The sequence below is a fragment of the Rossellomorea sedimentorum genome, from assembly GCF_046237645.1.
Lineage (GTDB): Bacteria > Bacillota > Bacilli > Bacillales > Bacillaceae_B > Rossellomorea > Rossellomorea sedimentorum.
The window spans coordinates 1,053,022-1,070,998 of sequence record NZ_CP143546.1; the positions used below are offsets into that span (position 1 = coordinate 1,053,022).

23 protein-coding genes are annotated in these 17,977 nt (G+C 36.3%); 22 read left to right on the forward strand and 1 reads right to left on the reverse strand.

Annotated elements, in window-relative coordinates; all coding sequences use genetic code 11:
* Positions 1-35 precede the first annotated feature (35 nt).
* The 18 genes from V1502_RS05175 to V1502_RS05260 all read left to right on the forward strand — a co-directional run bounded on the left by V1502_RS05175 (position 36) and on the right by V1502_RS05260 (position 13,550).
* The gene (locus V1502_RS05175; RefSeq protein ID WP_409253309.1) at positions 36-524 is read left to right on the forward strand and encodes a hypothetical protein; all 489 of its coding nucleotides are present in this window, start codon (positions 36-38) and stop codon (positions 522-524) included.
* 323 nt (positions 525-847) lie between these two features.
* Complete coding sequence (locus V1502_RS05180; protein ID WP_409253310.1) at positions 848-1,024, forward strand: hypothetical protein; 177 nt, start codon at positions 848-850, stop codon at positions 1,022-1,024.
* Between the two features lie 775 nt (positions 1,025-1,799).
* Positions 1,800-2,207, forward strand: a complete 408-nt coding sequence (locus V1502_RS05185; RefSeq protein WP_409253311.1) for a hypothetical protein — start codon at positions 1,800-1,802, stop codon at positions 2,205-2,207.
* A 132-nt stretch (positions 2,208-2,339) separates the two neighbouring features.
* Entirely contained in the window at positions 2,340-4,091 is a 1,752-nt protein-coding gene (locus V1502_RS05190) for an ABC transporter permease subunit (RefSeq protein ID WP_409253312.1), read from the forward strand.
* Between the two features lie 28 nt (positions 4,092-4,119).
* The gene (locus V1502_RS05195) at positions 4,120-4,326 is read left to right on the forward strand and encodes a hypothetical protein (protein WP_409253313.1); all 207 of its coding nucleotides are present in this window, start codon (positions 4,120-4,122) and stop codon (positions 4,324-4,326) included.
* 173 nt (positions 4,327-4,499) lie between these two features.
* A complete protein-coding gene (locus V1502_RS05200) occupies positions 4,500-5,354 on the forward strand; it encodes a DUF2785 domain-containing protein (RefSeq protein ID WP_409253314.1) in 855 nt (284 codons plus the stop codon).
* A gap of 310 nt (positions 5,355-5,664) precedes the next feature.
* A complete protein-coding gene (locus V1502_RS05205) occupies positions 5,665-6,219 on the forward strand; it encodes a hypothetical protein (protein ID WP_409253315.1) in 555 nt (184 codons plus the stop codon).
* Between the two features lie 107 nt (positions 6,220-6,326).
* A complete protein-coding gene (locus V1502_RS05210) occupies positions 6,327-6,848 on the forward strand; it encodes a hypothetical protein (protein WP_409253316.1) in 522 nt (173 codons plus the stop codon).
* An 89-nt stretch (positions 6,849-6,937) separates the two neighbouring features.
* Positions 6,938-7,243 (forward strand): hypothetical protein, encoded by a 306-nt coding sequence (locus V1502_RS05215; protein ID WP_409253317.1) that lies wholly within the window; start codon positions 6,938-6,940, stop codon positions 7,241-7,243.
* A gap of 480 nt (positions 7,244-7,723) precedes the next feature.
* Positions 7,724-8,215: a hypothetical protein gene (locus V1502_RS05220; protein WP_409253318.1), complete on the forward strand. Its 492-nt coding sequence runs from the start codon at positions 7,724-7,726 to the stop codon at positions 8,213-8,215.
* 203 nt (positions 8,216-8,418) lie between these two features.
* Entirely contained in the window at positions 8,419-8,892 is a 474-nt protein-coding gene (locus V1502_RS05225; protein ID WP_409253319.1) for a DUF4367 domain-containing protein, read from the forward strand.
* 157 nt (positions 8,893-9,049) lie between these two features.
* A complete protein-coding gene (locus V1502_RS05230; protein ID WP_409253320.1) occupies positions 9,050-9,412 on the forward strand; it encodes a hypothetical protein in 363 nt (120 codons plus the stop codon).
* 160 nt (positions 9,413-9,572) lie between these two features.
* Positions 9,573-9,905, forward strand: a complete 333-nt coding sequence (locus V1502_RS05235) for a hypothetical protein (RefSeq protein ID WP_409253321.1) — start codon at positions 9,573-9,575, stop codon at positions 9,903-9,905.
* Positions 9,906-10,107: 202 nt separating this feature from the next.
* Positions 10,108-10,494, forward strand: coding sequence for an NUDIX hydrolase (locus V1502_RS05240; RefSeq protein WP_409253322.1), 387 nt, complete (start codon positions 10,108-10,110; stop codon positions 10,492-10,494).
* Between the two features lie 51 nt (positions 10,495-10,545).
* Complete coding sequence (locus V1502_RS05245) at positions 10,546-10,881, forward strand: hypothetical protein (RefSeq protein ID WP_409253323.1); 336 nt, start codon at positions 10,546-10,548, stop codon at positions 10,879-10,881.
* A gap of 144 nt (positions 10,882-11,025) precedes the next feature.
* Positions 11,026-11,598: a histidine phosphatase family protein gene (locus V1502_RS05250; protein ID WP_409253324.1), complete on the forward strand. Its 573-nt coding sequence runs from the start codon at positions 11,026-11,028 to the stop codon at positions 11,596-11,598.
* Between the two features lie 79 nt (positions 11,599-11,677).
* Entirely contained in the window at positions 11,678-12,073 is a 396-nt protein-coding gene (locus V1502_RS05255) for a DUF4181 domain-containing protein (protein ID WP_409253325.1), read from the forward strand.
* Between the two features lie 682 nt (positions 12,074-12,755).
* Positions 12,756-13,550, forward strand: a complete 795-nt coding sequence (locus V1502_RS05260) for an enoyl-CoA hydratase (RefSeq protein ID WP_409253326.1) — start codon at positions 12,756-12,758, stop codon at positions 13,548-13,550.
* A gap of 192 nt (positions 13,551-13,742) precedes the next feature.
* Here V1502_RS05260 and V1502_RS05265 read toward each other — a convergent pair whose 3' ends face one another.
* Positions 13,743-13,931 (reverse strand): YhzD family protein, encoded by a 189-nt coding sequence (locus V1502_RS05265; protein WP_409253327.1) that lies wholly within the window; start codon positions 13,929-13,931, stop codon positions 13,743-13,745.
* A gap of 290 nt (positions 13,932-14,221) precedes the next feature.
* Between V1502_RS05265 and V1502_RS05270 the strand changes: the two genes are divergently transcribed.
* From V1502_RS05270 to V1502_RS05285, 4 genes are all read left to right on the forward strand, one after another.
* Positions 14,222-15,121: an ABC transporter ATP-binding protein gene (locus tag V1502_RS05270; protein WP_409253328.1), complete on the forward strand. Its 900-nt coding sequence runs from the start codon at positions 14,222-14,224 to the stop codon at positions 15,119-15,121.
* On the forward strand, positions 15,114-16,364 hold the full coding sequence (locus V1502_RS05275; RefSeq protein WP_409253329.1) for an ABC transporter permease: 1,251 nt from the start codon (positions 15,114-15,116) through the stop codon (positions 16,362-16,364). Before V1502_RS05270 ends, V1502_RS05275 begins: the two co-directional genes overlap by 8 nt.
* A gap of 145 nt (positions 16,365-16,509) precedes the next feature.
* Positions 16,510-17,058: a topology modulation protein gene (locus tag V1502_RS05280; RefSeq protein WP_409253330.1), complete on the forward strand. Its 549-nt coding sequence runs from the start codon at positions 16,510-16,512 to the stop codon at positions 17,056-17,058.
* A gap of 707 nt (positions 17,059-17,765) precedes the next feature.
* Entirely contained in the window at positions 17,766-17,951 is a 186-nt protein-coding gene (locus V1502_RS05285; RefSeq protein WP_409253331.1) for a hypothetical protein, read from the forward strand.
* Positions 17,952-17,977 lie beyond the last annotated feature (26 nt).

Consider the following 17,977-nt stretch of genomic DNA (forward strand, 5'->3'; position numbering starts at 1 on the left):
TTCAACCTCTTCGAAGAAGGGACGGTGTAAATGTTTTGAAAGATAAAAGGCTAGAAAAGAAGAACGCCGAGTTGGTGAAAAAGAAATTAAGTGAATTATTATCACTATATGGATTTATTAAAACTAAGCCTACTTTTTTTACCAGACTTTATGAAGATAGAATTGAGTTTATACATTTGCATAAATTTTCATATGGTCCTGCCTTTAGAGTGCATACTGGGATACGTTTTCTAAAAGACAATCTAGAATTTGTAGAATTAAATGGAATCCACGCAAGTGGTCATAAAAATGAATATCCGATAAATTATGACTTCAGTTACCACAAGGATAATGATTCGATTAATAGATGTGCAAACCAAATCTTGTTATTTGTAGAGAATGAGTCTCTTCCTTGGTTAGAAAACTGGCGTAAAGATGATGATTTATACAATCGACAAGGTAGCCCATTTAGGTTATCAAAAAATGGAATAAACAATGAAGAATCAGAGACTCTAAGTAAAAAACTTTTAGGGATTAAAAATTAGCATCTCTTATTCAACAAGAAGGGGGTGTTTGCTGAACAAGCAGCCGCCCTCTGTTCAAGTAAAGGAATAGGATAGTTCAAGATGATTAACCTTAGCGAACAATAAATGAGGTGTATGATATTCGTTTATGTTCAAGACCACAAACAGGCATAAGACAAGTTTCCAAATCCTTTCGCTTACTGTACCCTTTGGAAGACCAACTCAATGATTATATTCAGAAATATGTAAGCAGAAATAATAAGATTAGTTCAGTACAAGTATTTTTTGATACAGATGCGATTGACGACGATTATTTGAAAATACTAAGTCTTCGAGAGGGTACCTTGCAAGTTGAAACTTCATTAAAATGGGAAGAATTCTCTAACCTCAATAGGAAAGACCAAGAGGATATTTTCATTAAAAAGTTATACAAAATTGCTATTGAGGTAGCTAAAAAATATGAGTTGGATGTTAGACAAATAGAAACTGCTTTTACAGCATTGATAGAAGAAACTAAGTAGATTAAATAAAAAATACTTCTTCAATTAAAGGGGGCAATACCTGAAGATCACCTAATTGATCAGGCTATTGCCTTTCTTCAATTATTGGGGCAGCATTAACGGAATAATGTTTTTTAAATAATCGGTATTTAGATGTCTCTGAACAAATCCTGATATAGTGACTCGCAAAAGAAGAGGTGGGCTTTAATGATAAATAATTTAGGCTTCGCAAGCATAATTTTTATCGGAGCAGTCCTAGTGCTTTTATATTTTTTAATCAAGTTTTTATTGAAAAAAACTAAAGTTTAGTTAATAGGCAAACTCATTGGACTACTGCGATACTCTCTTCAACAATCGGAGCAGTATAGTTGAATAATTCGAAACTTTTTCTCCAAGTGTATCGTCTTTAATTACAAAGCATTTTTTAATGGGAGAGTGAATTAAAATGAGACTGTTTGTTGGCGTTTCTTTTATTCTTATAGGTTCTATCCTTATTGGATTAACTATTGATAATATCAGCACTTTAGGTAACATAGTTATGAAGATATTAGGGGTCAGTACTGCTCTATTCGGGGTGTTCTACGCAAGAAAGAGGAAAGGGTACTACCCAACCAGTGATTACACAACCTTCCATAAAGAAAATAAGTAGTAGGATTAAAGTTCCTTCAACCAGGGGGCGTTTGATGAACAAGCAACCGCCCTTTGTTCAAGTAAAGGAGCAGGTTAATGGATTATGCGAAACTAAAATTTGTATGTTTTCGTCTAATTTATTAAGAAGAATTCGGTTAAGTTTATAATGAAATTCTCAAAAATAGTTGCATTTTGTGTAATCTCACTATTGTTATTCACGGGGTGCCAATCAAGTGATAATGCTGAAACTCATATTGTACGGGGAGAAACTACTTCGTGGAAAGCGAACCTTGAAGTAGTGTTTACTGCTGACCGAGAAATGTATTATGTAGGTGGGGGCTTGAAGTCCAAGTCCGATTCAATCCCAAAAGAAGTCACGTATTTTATAACCCACTCACAAGGAAGGGGTTCTGGCACATCAAGAGATGGAAACGGTGAATACATTAAAATACCCCAAGGTGGAGGAAATAATCCCCCTGGAGATATAGAAGCATTCGCCGAGGAGATTACCCTACGTGTAGAATGGGAAAGCGAAGATGGCGAAAACAATACCTTTAGATTAAGTCACTTATAGGTATCCACCATATTCAAGTAAAGGGCAGTTTAATGGAATAACGGCGAAGATATTTTCCATAAATTCAAATAAATTGAAACCTATTATTCTTTAGCCTCGTATATTTTATTAGTACATTTTTAAGGGGGCTTTATGAAGATAATAAAAATTGGTTCAAGTACCTTATTTGGTCTAATAGGAATCATTTTAGTAAGCTGCATTCCCACTTTTTTCGAAAACGGCGGTAATTTGAATTTTCAGTTGTATTTTCAAAATGTATGGTCTGTTATTCAAGCAATTATTACCCCATCCGAATGGAGCTTCCGTAAACAAGTTACCATTGGTAATTATAGAGAAATGCCATTGTTTGAATATATTTTCAATGATTATGTTTATTCAATGACAATCCTCCTATCTTCCCTATTGATTGCGGTTGTAATGGGGGCTATCTTAGCGTTATCTATGTTTTTCCTTCCCCGAAAAACGATTTTACACCGTACTCTGAATAGCTTAGAGGCAATCCCTGACTTGGTTTATATATTTGCTTTGCAACTATTGGTCGTATGGTTTTTCAAGAAGTTTGGAGTACTTATATTCGACTTTGTATATTTAGGTGAGGAAAGGATTTATTTAGCTCCTATTATTTCCTTGAGCATACTACCTACAATTCTCTTTTTTAAAGTAATCTTGCTTCTACTTGAAGAAGAGTGGAATAGAGAGTATGTGCAATTAGCCAAAAGTAAGGGGATGAATAAATTTTATATACTTATTCATCACTGTGTTAGAAATATCAAGAAGAACTTAATTATTCAATCAAAACCCGTTGTATGGGCGACAATTTCCAGTTTATTGGTCGTAGAGTACCTGTATAATTTTTATGGGGTTGTCAGATTAGTTCTCTTTGATAACCGACCATTCATTATTGCAGTTGCACTTGCATTGCTTTTTGTTCCATTCTTTCTTTTTTATAGCATCATTCAGGTCGTATTCAAGATTGAAGAAAAACAATTACAGTTTAGCGAAAATGAAATCTTATTTAAAAGAATTAGGTTATTTTCGTGGGATACCAGCCAATTATCAGGAAGGAAATTGTTGAATAGGTCACTCTCGTTCTCTAAAAATGTCTTTTCGGCTTTTTTACAGCTGTTAAGAAGACCGAAATTTTTACTGGGTTTTATTTTTATTTTCGGATTTGTAATCATAAGTGTTGCCCATCCATACATAAAAGACGTTCCCATTGAGCGGGTTGGAGTTTATGTGGATGAATCAGGTGAATATCAAGCACCTCCGCATCCTCCTGGTAAAACACTATTGGGTACAGATACGTATGGGTACTCTTTCTTTGACATTTTAATAACAGGGGCAAAATATACAATTCTAGTTTCTGGACTTATTGCCCTTATGCGGGTGTTGTCAGGTTACATTCTAACAATTCCTTATATCTTTCTGTTTGAGAAGAAAACAAAGTTTATCATTAGTAAAATAGCAGATGGAATGCAGTTCATTCCTTTAACTTTAATCGCTTACATCTTGTTGGTCAAAGTTGTTATCTTCTTAGAAAGGGATAAACAATTGGCGGAATCACTAATATTAGAAAATGCGTTATTAGAAATTGGAATCTTAATTATATTTGTTATTCCAATAATGTTAAATACTCTGGGTAATGAAGCCGACTTGATTCTCAAAAAGGATTTTATTCAGTCCGCCATTGCATTAGGTGGTAGTAAAACTCATATATTTATGAAACATATCACTCCACATTTATTGCCAAGAATGATTTTCTTATTTGGGCAACAAATGATTCTAGTTCTTCAAGTACTTATGCATCTTGGTGTATTCAAAATCTTCTTTGGGGGTGCTATTAGTATGGGGGGGGTATGGAGTGTCTCAATCCCTCTTAAATGAATGGACCTATTTGTTTGAAGGAATGAGAATGGCGATTATGACAGAAAAGTATTGGTTTATCATCCCTGTGCTGGTTTTGTATGTGTTACTCATTTTTTCAATACAGGCAATTACCAAAGGTATGATTGAGCAGTTCCAAGAGAAAATAGGCATACATTCTAATGAGAAAGTAAAGAAACATTTCTCTTTCCCTAAGAGTAAATTGGAATTAAAGAGAATTTTTGATTTAAACTGATGGATACTTCAAGGTATTTTTCCTCCTCAATAAGTATCTTCCGTTAAAGGGGGCGTTGATCTAAGAAGGATTAACGCTTCTTTTTGTTGAAGTTAATTATTGGACTAAAGGAGCAGTTTTATGGAACAAGCTAAGTTTTATATCTTGATATTACATAGTAAAAGGGGACATTTATGAATTTATCATTAGGAAAAGTTTCGATGGATGAAAGTGAACTGAAAAGTATATTAACTAAGATTAAATTTGGAGAAAGTGACTGGCAAGAGGTGGATAGGTTATTGATAATAAAATCTATGCTAGAGCATATTGGTTCAATAGATGGTGAACTCCGCGATCAGTTGATTTATTCCTCTTTTTATAGATTGATAATTGAAAGTAATCAACTAGAACCTGAACTTTTAAAAGAACTATTAGATGCTTGTTTGAGTGAACTAATTTTTAAAGGAATCGGTGAAAAAGAAACGGATACTGTCTTCACAAGAGCGTTTACTACACTATTAATAGCACTAATCTTGTACAGAGATAATCAAGCGAATTTTTTATCACCAAGCACAGTTTATAACATTAAAGAGAAGTTAATTAAATACATCAACCTTGAGAGAGATATAAGAGGATATGTCGCTGGTAAAGGGTGGGCACACAGTATTGCACACGTAGCTGACACTTTTGAAGAATTAGTAAAAAATCCAAAATTATCCACAGAATTTTATCCGGAAATACTAAAGACATTGTGGAGTAAGGTTCTAATATCTAACAGTGCCTATGTCCACAATGAAGATGAAAGGTTAATAATACCTATACTTGAAATGCTGGAAAGAGGAATGGACGTACAAAAAATAGAAGAATTAATACAAGACTTACCGATTGAATTAAAGTATCAAAAGGAGCAGCTTGAGAATGATAAGTATTGGTTCTTAGTGTTTAATATTAAAACCTTCTTAAAAAGTTTTTACATTAAAATAAACAGTAATTCTAAATTACTATCACTTCAGAAAAGTATTGAACAGTGCCTACCAAAAATCTATTGAAGAAATCTCTTCACGTTGTGTGATATGTGATTAAGAGTTTTACTTGTTCCATATAAGGGGGCGTTGATCTAAGAAGGATTAACGCTTTTTTTGTTGAAGTTATTTATTGGACTAAAGGAGCAGTTTAACAGAAGAAGAAATTGCCCTAAAAGAAGACTCTTTTGAAGATAACTATTAGGGTACTTGTTTTTGTACAACAAGAATAATTTAATGGGGCGATTGCTGAACAGAGTAGTCGCCCCTCGTTATTCAAGTAAAGATTAGTTAAATTATTTCAAGTATTTATTTGAAACTGGGGAGGTATAAGGATTTGAAAAAAATTATAATGGGACTTGCACTCCTAGTATTCACCATGTCACTGTTTATCTATTATAAGTATCAGCAACCACCCACCGTTGATAAAGTGTTTAAAATAACTGATAGATGGTCCCCAGCTATTGAAGAAGTTTATGATGTGAAAAAAGTCGGTGATGATTGGCTAGCTTTATTTAGAAACAAACACACCGTATTTGCTGGTAAGTTAAAACAAAACTGGCTGGGTTCGTGGAGACTTATTGATGATAATGGGAAAGAGGGCGTGCTAGCTACTGCTAATTATCCTCCAGAGTCAGAAAATGAAGGCGTTACTTGGGGAGCATCAGCAGTGAATGATGAAGTGGCTTATTATTTTGGGATGATTTCTAATCCTAATGTAAACAAAGTCATAATCGAGACCCGGGGCAAAGAATATACCGATATCCCTTTTATCCAATCAAATGAAAGACGTTTCTTCCTCATAAAGACTGAAGGAAGTATTGTTCCTTATGATTTTAAAGCTTTATCAGGAAATGGAAAAATAATTGCTCCAAGACAACCTAAGTATTAAAAACTTTAATCAATTAAAGTAGGCAATAACTGACTGATGCTCAGCTATTGCCATTATTCAATTATTGGGCAGTTTACTTGAAGAAGGGCTAGATCAAGGAGGTAAAAATGAAACTCTTTAAAAGTGCTGTATGTACATTGCTATTTGTTTTAATTCTATCTGGGTGTGGAGCAAACACAGTTCAAGAAGTATTAGAAAGTGATATTTTTAAATTAGAAGTCCTTAATGAGACTGATACAAAGTATGGCAATGTAGTATTTTATAAAACAGTCTCTCCAAGTGAGATATACGGTGCAAGGTTATTGAAAAAGAATGGGTCTGAATGGGAGATATTACTCGGAAGTCGGATTTCTGCAATAGAGAAGTCACAAGATATTTCCTGGGCTTGGCAATCAAGCAGTGATAGTCCAACCTTTTTTTACGGGATTATTAAGAATAATGCAATAAGGAAACTGACTGTAAATGGAACTGATGCTGTAATTGTAAATTTGGAAAATGATTATAATTTATTCTACCTTTTAACAAATGAAGAGGCATTGGATATCCAGGAGAACGGTGAGAAAGGGACACAAATCAAAGGGTTTACGGATGAAGGAAACCTTATTTACCAAAGAATGACCTTTAATTAGGAAAATTTGGCATATGTCCTTCTTTTTTCTTTTTATTCAATTAACGGAGCAGAATAACAGAAGAAGGGTTTCTGAGATTTCAAGAGGTGATGACTTTGATTAGAGTAATCTTAGAATTATTTCGTATAATAGCTATATTTTTAATCTTGGGAGCAATGCTAGGGGGAATCCTGAATTTAATTTATGGCAGTATAGGAGTAAATGTGGAAAATACAAACGGCGGGTGGTTGGCTGGTATTTCTATTTTTATATTTCTCTTTGTATTGTATAGAAATAAACTTCAGTTCTCTGGATTTTATAAGGGAGAAAACCAAGTGAAACTTCCGAGGAAGGTAAGTGTTCCACTTATTTTTTGTTCAATTTTGATGATTATTATTGCTCCTATCTTCCGCTAACGGGGGCGTTGATCTAAAAAGGATTAACGCTTCTTTTTGTTGAAGTTATTTATTGGGCTAAAGGAGCAGTTTAATGGCACACCTTAATAAATCAAAATTTTGTTTGGTTGTGGAACTATATCAACAGGAGGGTACTGATGGACTATTTTTTTTATTTCAATATGCTTAGAAATATAATTTCTACTTTTTTTCAAAACGGTATTTGGGTAATCGGTTTTTTTACTTATTAATAAAGACATTTGAAGGTGATAGACTTATACAAGTTTCCAAATACGTTACTGGAGTCAGTTTAGTATTATTATTTGTTTATTCTATATTAGTAAGTATATAGCATCTTCAACAATCGGGGGCGTTTGCTGAACAAGCAGCCGCCTTCCTTTTGTTACTTCGCCAAGCGTTAGCATCTTTGGCTAACGGGGCAGTAATGTTCAAGGAGAAATTCAAGATAAGGTTAAGGTGGATTTGAAGGGAGAGGATGGATTGAAAAAAAGTATTTATATTGTTCTGTTTTTATCTGCACTTATGCTTGTAGGGTGTAACGGTCCTAAAACAATGGAAGAAGTCTTTCATGATGAAATGAAAAATAATAAAGATGTTGATGAATACAAGGTAGTAGAGAAAGTGGATGAAGATAATGTTATTATTTATACTTCTCAAACAAAAGATGATGATTACAACAATAACCATCCCAAACTTGCATTCTTTACAAACTCTGATGAAAAATGGTTATGGGAAAAAACCGTTGTTTGTCCATTAGATGAATGGAGTGTGAACCTTGATGGCGAACCATATATTTGGTGTGGAACTTTAACTGAGCCGAGGCATGAAAAAGTTATTGTAGGCGATACAGAAGTGGAAATTATTAAAATGAACGATGGTATTAAAAGGGGATGGTATCAAATGAGTAAAAACAAGAACGAAGAAATTAAAGTGATATTAACTGATGGTACAGATGAATGGCTTAAAGAATGATAAAGTAATCTTATTGAATTAACGGGGGCTTATCCAGAACAAGATGAGCTTCTTTTTTATCTAAAGTTTATTTTGAGTAATCTGCTCGATTTTGAAATAATTGGTATTAAGTTAAAGGAGCAGGTTAATGCAATAAACTCGATGCTGAAAATTGAAACTTTTCCAGTGATTAAACGTAAAGAATTATAATTGGAGGGGATATTATGAAAAAAATCTTATTTTTGTTACTTCTGAATGTTCTACTGTTAGCTGCGTGTGGCAGTGTAAATAGCAGCTTGAAAAATTTTGATAATACTGAATTAAAGAAAGAGATGGAGGAACTTGCATTTCAACCGAAATTGCCAACGAAAACTCCTTTTGAAGTAACTGAGACAGATTTCAGGCACCCGCCAAGCTCCGATGACATAATAATGGTGGATTTTATGAGTTTTGGTGACAGTAATAATCATATGAGTTTAATGGTTGTGAATGGGAAAAACGTTGAAAGTTCAAATATGGATTTTGAAGATGTTGAAGTAGGGGATACCACTGGAAAGTATGCAGTAAATGATGCAGACGCTATGATACTAAAATGGACAGAAGATGGTATTTCATATGATTTAACTTTTTTCGGAAAACAATCAGAAAAAGAGGTTACGAAGGAGGAATTGATAGAAACAGCAGAGTCGTTTGAATAAAAGGACTTTCAACTGCTGCATAGTTCCATTAAAGGGGGCGTTTGCTGAAAAAGCAGCCGCCTTTTGTGTGAATTAAAGGGTAATGGAAGATGAAAAATAAAATTGAAACTTTTTACTGTTCGTTGTCGTAAAAGTAATAACTAGGAGGGGAAAACTTATGAAAAAGATTTCTGTTATATTAGTATCCTTATTAGCAATCTTCTCTTTGGTCGGTTGCGGAAATAGTGAGACAGAAAAAATAACAAAGGAACAAGCTGAAGAAATCGCTATGGAGGAGTTGGAGAAAGACTTAGCTGAATTCAATGAAGAGAGCAATGAGGATATAGCTATGGAGGATGTTGAGTTGTTATCTAATGAGACACATTTCAGCAGCACTTCAAAAGCCTGGGAAGTGACCTTTAACTTGAAGGGTGGCTTAACAAACCCTGAAAAAGCTACAAACTCGATTGCTGATTATTCCATTACTCCTGAGGGAGAAATTAAAGGGAAGTCAAACTCCTTTACGTTCATTCAGAATTAGGGGCTACGAAAATCGTTGTTTCACAATAGGAGGCGTTGATCTAAGAAGGATTAACGCTTATTTTTGTTGAAGTTATTTATTGGACTAAAGGAGCAGGTTAACAGAAGAGTACATCGTAATTCAATAATTCTTGGAATACATTTGTGCGGAGGAGAAAACATTGAAAAGATTATTTTTACTTTTATTCCTATTCCTATTATCTTTAACCCTATTTGGTTGTTCAGAATCCAGTGAAGAAAAAGTAAATGAATTACAGGATGAAGAGCTACTTGTAAAGCATTGGCAGGAGTTGCCTGACGAGAGAAAATACACGTTAATTCAAGAGGTTCAAAGTGAGGGAAGGTACCGCGTGAAAGAATCTGATGAGGTTCAGGAACATTTAATTATGCTATTCGATGCAGGCATGAGAAATACGCCTTACCATGATAACAATCTGATGAAAGCAATGAAAGAATTTAATGAAGACAGAGAAATTACAGAAAATAGTAAATGATAATAAGAGTATAGTATTAATTAATTCTTATTCACTTATGGGGGGCAATAAATGAAGAACAGTTAATTGAACCGGCTATTGCCCATATTCAATTATTGGAGCAGGTTAATTGAATAGTCATAATATTATTAATGAGTCTTCCGTTTAATTCAAGTATTGTATGGTAATATTTAACTCATATAAAATTGATAGGGTGGTTACTATGAAAGAATGGTTTGGTTCCGCAGCGATTTGCTTTAATGAAAATGCTGAAGTTCTTATGGTTAGAAGTAATGATTCTGAAGGTTGGGGTATTCCTTCTGGTGGAATTGAAAAAGGAGAGACACCTGAAGAATGTTGCATAAGAGAAGTGAAAGAAGAAACAGGTTATGACGTTAGAATTAGTGATAATTTGTTTGTTAAAGAGACTGTAATAAAAGGGATAAATGTAAAGACCTATTACTTTAGAGTAGAGAAAATAGGAGAAAGCGAAGGAATAAATGACCCTGATAAAACAATTATTGAAGCCGCTTGGAAGTCTTTATCAGAATTAGATAATTTAGTACATATGTATCCAGAAGATTTAGAGACAATTCAAAAATATAGTTGATTTGCCTATACCACAATAGGAGGCGTTGATCTAAGAAGGATTAACGCTTTTTTGTTGAAGTTATTTGGATTAACGGAGCAGGTTAACGGATTAGTCGAAAATTTTATAATAAGAGTTTCCTCTAATATTAAAGAGTTTATAAGAAAGGGGTATTTTGTAATGAATTCTCAAACTTATATGTTGTTAGGGTGGCTAAGTATTCTTGCCAGTGGAGTCATATATACTTTAGAGCGATTAACGAATGCAATTGTGTTTGTTGGTGTAAATGCTAGTGATAATATTTCTGCAACTCAACCAGGTTCAACATCTCTCTTTGGCAATATGTTTTTCATTTTATTTTTGATATTAAGCCTTTGGTTCTTCTATAATTCCAAGAAAGTAAAATAACTTATTGGGACGTTTGGTGAACAAAGTGGTTGCTCCATACTTGTTCAAGTAAAGATTTTCCTTGAGCAAACTGCTTGAATTTGAAATAATTGGTATTAGATCAAAGGACAATAAAGTGAGGCAAGCATACCGGGGGAAAAATTAATGAGTACAGTTGTTTATATGGTGAGACACGGTGAGTCGCCAAAGCAAGGAAATGAAAGAACAAGAGGGCTGACAACAAAAGGGCATGTGGATGCTCAACGAGTTGCCGACATATTAAAAAAGGAAGGAATTGATGCGGTAGTTTCCAGTCCATATTTACGTTCAATTTTAACAGTCGAAAAGTTAGCTGAACAAATAGGTGAGAAAGTCTTAGTTTTTGAAGAATTAAAAGAGCGAAGATTCTCCTCTGCGGACCATCGGGTTTCTGACAAGGAATTAGGTCCCGTGTTGGAGAAGTCGTTTAAGGATTGGAGTTTCGCTCTAGAGGGAGGAGAATCTAACTGGGATTGTCAAAAAAGGGCTATAAAAGTCTTGGCAGAACTCTTAGAGACTTTTAACGGGAAAAAAATAGTGATTGGGTCTCACGGGGCTGTCATGACCTTAATGATGGGATATTTTGATAGCACGTATGACTTGAATTTTTTACATAGCACTTTAAAACCTGACATATACAGAATGGAATTTAAGGAAAAGGAATTGGTGGATGTTCAAAGATTATGGGGTGTAAAATAAGAAGTTAATTTGTTGTGTCATTGAGCTGACCCTTCGGTGTGTGCTTCATAAATGGTGGTGCTGCGAAAGGAGGTTTTTTATGTTTTGGGTAAACCTTAGCTTAGTCGCGATAATCGTGTTTATCCTTATTTCAATAGTCAAGCTTCTCTTAAGGAAGATTTTTAAAATAGAGAAAGTAAAAAGAAAGTTTTTTTCCTATAATTATATAAATGATTCTCATCGTAAAGTGGACAAATGGTTAAGAATGATTACTGCAATCATATCAATGATTTTAGGAATCCTCTTGATTAACAATAAAGACGTAGTTTACTTATATTCGGGTGTATTAATCTTTTTATTACTACTGGATTATGCAGTAAGGGTATTCTTTGAATTGAAATTCAGTGAATATCCAAAACAAGCTGTTTTAACTCTAGCTGAAATGTTTCTGATGGTGACGGCCGTTTTTATTGTGTTTCAGTACTGGTTCACTTAGTTAAAAAATGCAAGGGCTGCTAATTTTTAAAAAAGAATAGAGTTATTGAACTAATAGGGGAGATTGAATGGATAGCCTGTTGGACCATCGCACTAGAACTATATTTGTAGGATTAACGCTTTTACTGGTGAGTGCCATAATTTATGGATCAGCATTGATCTCTGCATCGGTCTATTCACTGGTGTAAGCAGGTAAAGATGGTCAAGGATAAAATCGAAGGTATGGAATCTTGGGAACTTCTTTAAAAGAGGTGGGAACACTCCCGCTCACTTTGTAGATCTTCTTAGCGGTAGCCGGCTGAACTAGGAACAAGTGTAATGACATTTATAGAAAAACCGAAAATAAATGCAGCGGATAATAGACTCCATTTCCTGGATATTGAGGTAGGTACCTAAAATATTTTTAGAAAATTCTAAAACCTGAAGGATAATATGCCTTCATATCGAATAAGAACAGTTATGGTATGCCGAAATTTTAGCAGAGTAAATTGAAAGCGATTCCATTAAGCTCCATCTTCGGTCGGAGAATTCCTTAATAGGGATTGTGAGACTTATTGTGAGAAACCGAGACGATCAGCAGAGAAATACTGATGGGTACCTGAGGATTCTTTATTTACCATTGTTATATTTTCAAAGAGTAGGGAATATTTCTAAAAATAAATGCGGCAAAAGGGGTTGTTTCTATGAATGCAAATGCACTATACGAAACCATTAAACTCGAAAAAGACGGGAAGGTTGCGACGGTTACTTTGAACCGGCCGACATCCTTGAATGCTATGAACACCAAAATGATGAGGGAACTGTTGAATTGTTTTAAAGAAATTGAGAAAGAAGATGATATATTAATTGTCGTCCTGAAGGGAGAAGGAAAAGGTTTTTCTTCAGGAGGAGATATCAAAGAGATGTTGAATCTCGGGGGCGAGGCGGAATTTGCAGAGATTATGGAGGTCATCAGTGATATGACAATGACTCTCTATACGATGAGAAAGCTGACCATCGCCGGAATCCATGGAGCTGCAGCGGGATTGGGATTAAGTCTTGCCCTTGCTGCTGATTATATCATTTGCGAAGAGGACAGCAAGCTTGCAATGAATTTCATTGGAATCGGCTTGATACCTGATGGCGGCGGTCACTTCTTCCTTCAGGAACGACTTGGCACCTGCAGGGCAAAAAAGCTTATGTGGACCGGAAAGGTGTTCGAGGGTCAGGAAGCATTGATGAAAAAGCTGGTGGATGAAGCCATCCCATCTGGTAAACTGGACAGAGCCATCGAAAAATATATTACCGAGTGTCTGCAGAAACCTTTAATGTCCGTCGTAGAATCCAAATCGATCTATGCGGAATTGAACAGGGACCGTTTAGAAAAGGCATTACAGCTTGAGAAGGTCGGTCAGTGGAAAATGCGGCAAACGCAGGATCATCAAGAAGGGATAAAAGCGTTTGTTGAAAAACGTCCCCCGAAATTTAAGGGACAATAAACCACACATACTCCGCTTTCTGTAATAGATTTCAAAATCATTATTAAGCAGTTTAAACAAAGAGTATCTTCCTGTTATATCAATTTAATACCCACAAAAAAGGAGAGCCAAAATCATTGTGGTTTGGCCCTCCTTTTCATTTAATTCTTCCCTTAATCTAAATCTGTGATCATCGATTCTTTTACAACCGAATCACGGATGAAATAAAATCAACTTCCCTAATGGCGAGGCGCATCTATGTGTGTGGTCAGCATATCCTTTTTCTTCTAATATTTCTTTCCCGATTTCTTTTGCCTTATCATCGGAAGGCGCTTCAAAAGAATCTTCGTAAATGCTTTCCCCTGTTTGTTCAAAAACCGTCAATTTGTAAACTTTCATCATTTTCTATCCCCTTTTTAAAAATTCTGATAGTTACTATTATTTTTGCATATCTTTAGAAAATAATAAAGTTTTTCCTGTTACATGATATTAAGGGAACTTTTACTAATGTCCTTCGTATAGAGAGATGGAGTTTCTAAAAGGCTGTTTTTTAAAAGATTGTTGCTTTTTACATTTACTCAATGGGTCTGTTTATGAAAGGTTGATTCGTGCGCCTGTAGCGGAAATCAACTATCTCATAGGGGTGAAAGCTTCACCACTTGAGTTATTGGGAGTGAAAGGGAGGAAAAAAGATGGTGCTGTCACTGAACAATGTCACAAAGCGGTTTGGGAACTTCACTGCGGTGGATGACTTATCGATCAGTATTCCAGAAAAAGAGATGTTTGGTTTCCTGGGCGGTAATGGTGCAGGGAAGACAACGACTTTCAGGATGATCCTCGGTCTGCTGGATCCAAGTGGAGGGACAATAACATGGAAGGGGAAAAAGATTGATTATTCCACAAGTCCGGAAATTGGTTATCTGCCTGAAGAGCGTGGATTATATCCGAAAATGAAGGTGAATGACCAGATCATTTATTTGGCGCGCTTAAGAGGAATGGATAAAAGGGAAGCAGAACAAGAACTGGATTACTGGCTGAAGAGATTCAATGTGCCTGATTATAAAACGAAGAAGGTAGAGGAGTTATCGAAAGGTAATCAGCAAAAGATCCAGTTGATCGCGTCCATCATTCATAAGCCGAAATTACTGATCCTGGATGAGCCGTTCAGCGGGCTGGACCCTGTCAATGTGGAACTGCTGAAAGACGCTGTTGGCGAGATCAAGGAAAGTGGTACGACAATTGTGTTTTCAAGCCATAGGATGGAACACGTTGAAGAACTCTGTGAAAACCTCTGCATTATGCATAAAGGGACTCCTGTTGTGCATGGGGGATTAAAGGAAATCAAGCGTTCATTCGGGAAGAAAAACGTGACGATTCATGCAGATTATGATTTACGTTTCCTTGATTCGGTACCGGGTGTTACGAAGTCGAAGAAGACTACTGAAGGGATTCAGCTGCAGGTTGAGTCGGAAGAAGTAGCTCGGGATGTTTTCGATGTGGTGGTAAAGAAAGGATTTGTCCGCAAGTTTGAACTGGAGGAACCGTCCTTAAATGATATTTTCATTGAGAAAGTGGGTACTTCCTATGAATAATTTTTTCTTAATGCTATCACAGTCATATTTTAATAAATTAAAAGCAAAATCCTTCATTATTACAACCCTTATCGCAGCGGCTGGTATCTTTTTGCTGGTGAATTTACAGGATATCATTGAAAGCTTCAGCGGGGATGAGCAGGAGGTGATCGTCGTTGTTGACGAGACGGGAAAACTTTTTGAATCATTTGCTGCGCAAGTTGGAGCATTGAATGAAGAACTGGAATTGGAGCAATCCGGCGAAAGTGAAGAAAGTCTGAAGGGAAGTACAGAAGATGGTACCTATAAAGGCTACCTGATCCTTTCGTTGGATGAGAGCGGACTGCCGCAGGGGGTATACAAGTCTCAATCGATTTCTGAATCAGGAGTAGCCAATGTCTTGCAGAATGCCTTGCAAGGAATCAAATCTGCTTTAGCGGCACAAAACTTGGAACTGTCTCCGGAAGAGTTGGCCTCATTGAATGCGCCCGTTTCTTTTGAAAGGGAAGCGCTTGTGGAAGGTGCCAAGTCGGAAGAAGAGTTGAATCAGGCACGCGGAATTGTCTATATTCTTTTATTTTTTATCTATATATCGGTAATTGTCTATGCGAATATGATTGCCATGGAAGTCGCCACAGAGAAATCATCCCGGGTGATGGAAATACTAATTTCAAGTGTGTCCCCGGTAAAACAAATGTTTGCAAAGATTTTAGGTATCGGTCTTGTTGGGTTGACACAGCTGTCGTTTTTACTGGCGGTTGGTTATTTTGCCCTCACAAGTAAAGGAGATTCCGACCTGGGAGAAATGATGGAGTTTTTCGGTTTCAGTGATGTTAGTGTGAGCATCATTCTCTATGCCATTATTTTCTTCCTGCTGGGATACTTCCTTTATGCTACATTGGCTGCACTGCTCGGCTCGTTGGTCAGCCGGATTGAAGATGTGCAGCAGATGATCATGCCGATGACGTTCCTTGTTATGATCGGGTTCTTCATTGCCATGTTTGGACTGAGTAATCCTGAAGCCGGCTTTATTACAGTGGCTTCTTACATCCCGTTCTTCACACCGATGGTCATGTTCCTTCGTGTCGGAATGCTCAATATCGCCGCCTGGGAGCCGGTCCTGGGAATTGCTGTCCTCCTCATTACCATCCTGTTCATCGGTTGGTTCGGTGCGAAGGTCTATCGCGGAGGAGTATTGATGTACGGCAAGTCCAATTCGTTTAAAGATATCAAAAAAGCAATCGAACTGACAAAGAAAAATTAATCTTGTTTTAAAGCAGTTTCTTTCTCTAAGAAGGAGCTGCTTTTTGCTGAGCAGGAAGGTTTTCTCTACATAGTCGCGAATTTTTTATAGATGGCTTTTTTTATAAGGTATTATTAATGAAACATAGTGAAGTGGGGGGGGACTGATGGAACGGATCATGGTCGTCGGTATATCAGCCGGCGTTGGAAAATCGACCTTTGCCAGGAGGCTGGGAAACATACTGGATATAGAAGTGACACATCTGGATTCCTTGTTCTGGAAGCCGGGATGGGTGGAGGCGAATCTTGAAGAGTTTTCCGCTCTCCAGAGAGAAATCGTAAAGAAACCTCAATGGATCATGGAAGGAAATTATAGTCAGACATTTGAGCTGCGTTTGCAGCATGCGGATACAATCATTTATTTAGAGCTGCCACTGTATGTCTGCCTGTACAGAGTTCTGAAGAGATGGCTAACCAATTTAGGCAAAACCCGCCCGGACATGGGAAAGGGCTGTAAAGAACAAATGGAGTGGGGTTTTTTGAAATTTATCATTACGACCTATCACGCCAGAAGAAGTAAGATGGAGGAAAGAATGGACCGCTTTCAGGAACTCGGTTCAGAAAAGAAAGTCTTTAAATTGAGGAGTAAACGGGAAATAGCCTCATTTTTAGAACGGATGAGAGAGGAAGGAAGAGTAAATGGAGTTGTATCTTGATCAGCTGACACAAGAGGATGCTGAGAACCTGTATGCTTTTGAGTGTGAGAACAGGGCATTTTTTTGAACGCTGTTTTCGTATATATTGTTGCTCTCGGAAAAATCCAAAGAGCCGGATTTTTCCCTTGGAGACAAGGGCTTTTTTCTCTGAACAAGGTGAATTAGCTCTTTTCTTCCTTGTTTATCAGGCTATTTCTGGTTAATTAAGTAGATGTTTCTTAAAGTTTGTATTAAATAGCAACAAAGTTTACGAAAAAAGCCTTTTTGAAACAATGGTACCGGGACGCGGGGAGGAATATTATCATTAAGGCTTCTTTTTAGAGAGGCATAGAGCCCTTCTCGATGAACAGCAAGAGAAACTTTCTTACTTCTTCCTTATTAAGGACAAGACGGGGAAAATCTTAGGAAGGCAGAATCTGGTGGACATTGATCAAGCTGCCGGGACTGGCCATATCGGATATCGAGTTGGAGAAGCCATGACAGGTCAGGGAATTGCGGAACGGTCGCTAATCTTCTCTTGACGGAAATCGATAAATATCATGTGAAAAAGATTTATGCCAAGACAAAGATTGAGAATGTTGCATCACAAAAAGTGCTGTTGAGAAATGGGTTCCTTCAAGTTAAATCGGAAGAAATTCCAGAATCAGAGGAAACATTTTTACATTATCTATGGAACCGTTCCGATAAAAAATAAGGTGGTAGAATAAGTGGAGATCATAATCGCGGGAATGATATTTTTATTTATATTATTGGGCTTTTACTTTGTGATCAAAAAAGCCGTAGAAGAAGGAATCAATTCTTCAAGGGAAGTAAGGAAGCTGAAAAGCGAACTAAGGTTGCTAAACAAAAAATTAAGTGAAGAAGGCAAGAACAAGATAAACTTAAAGATATAGAGAGTAATAGTAAGGGAAGTGAGACT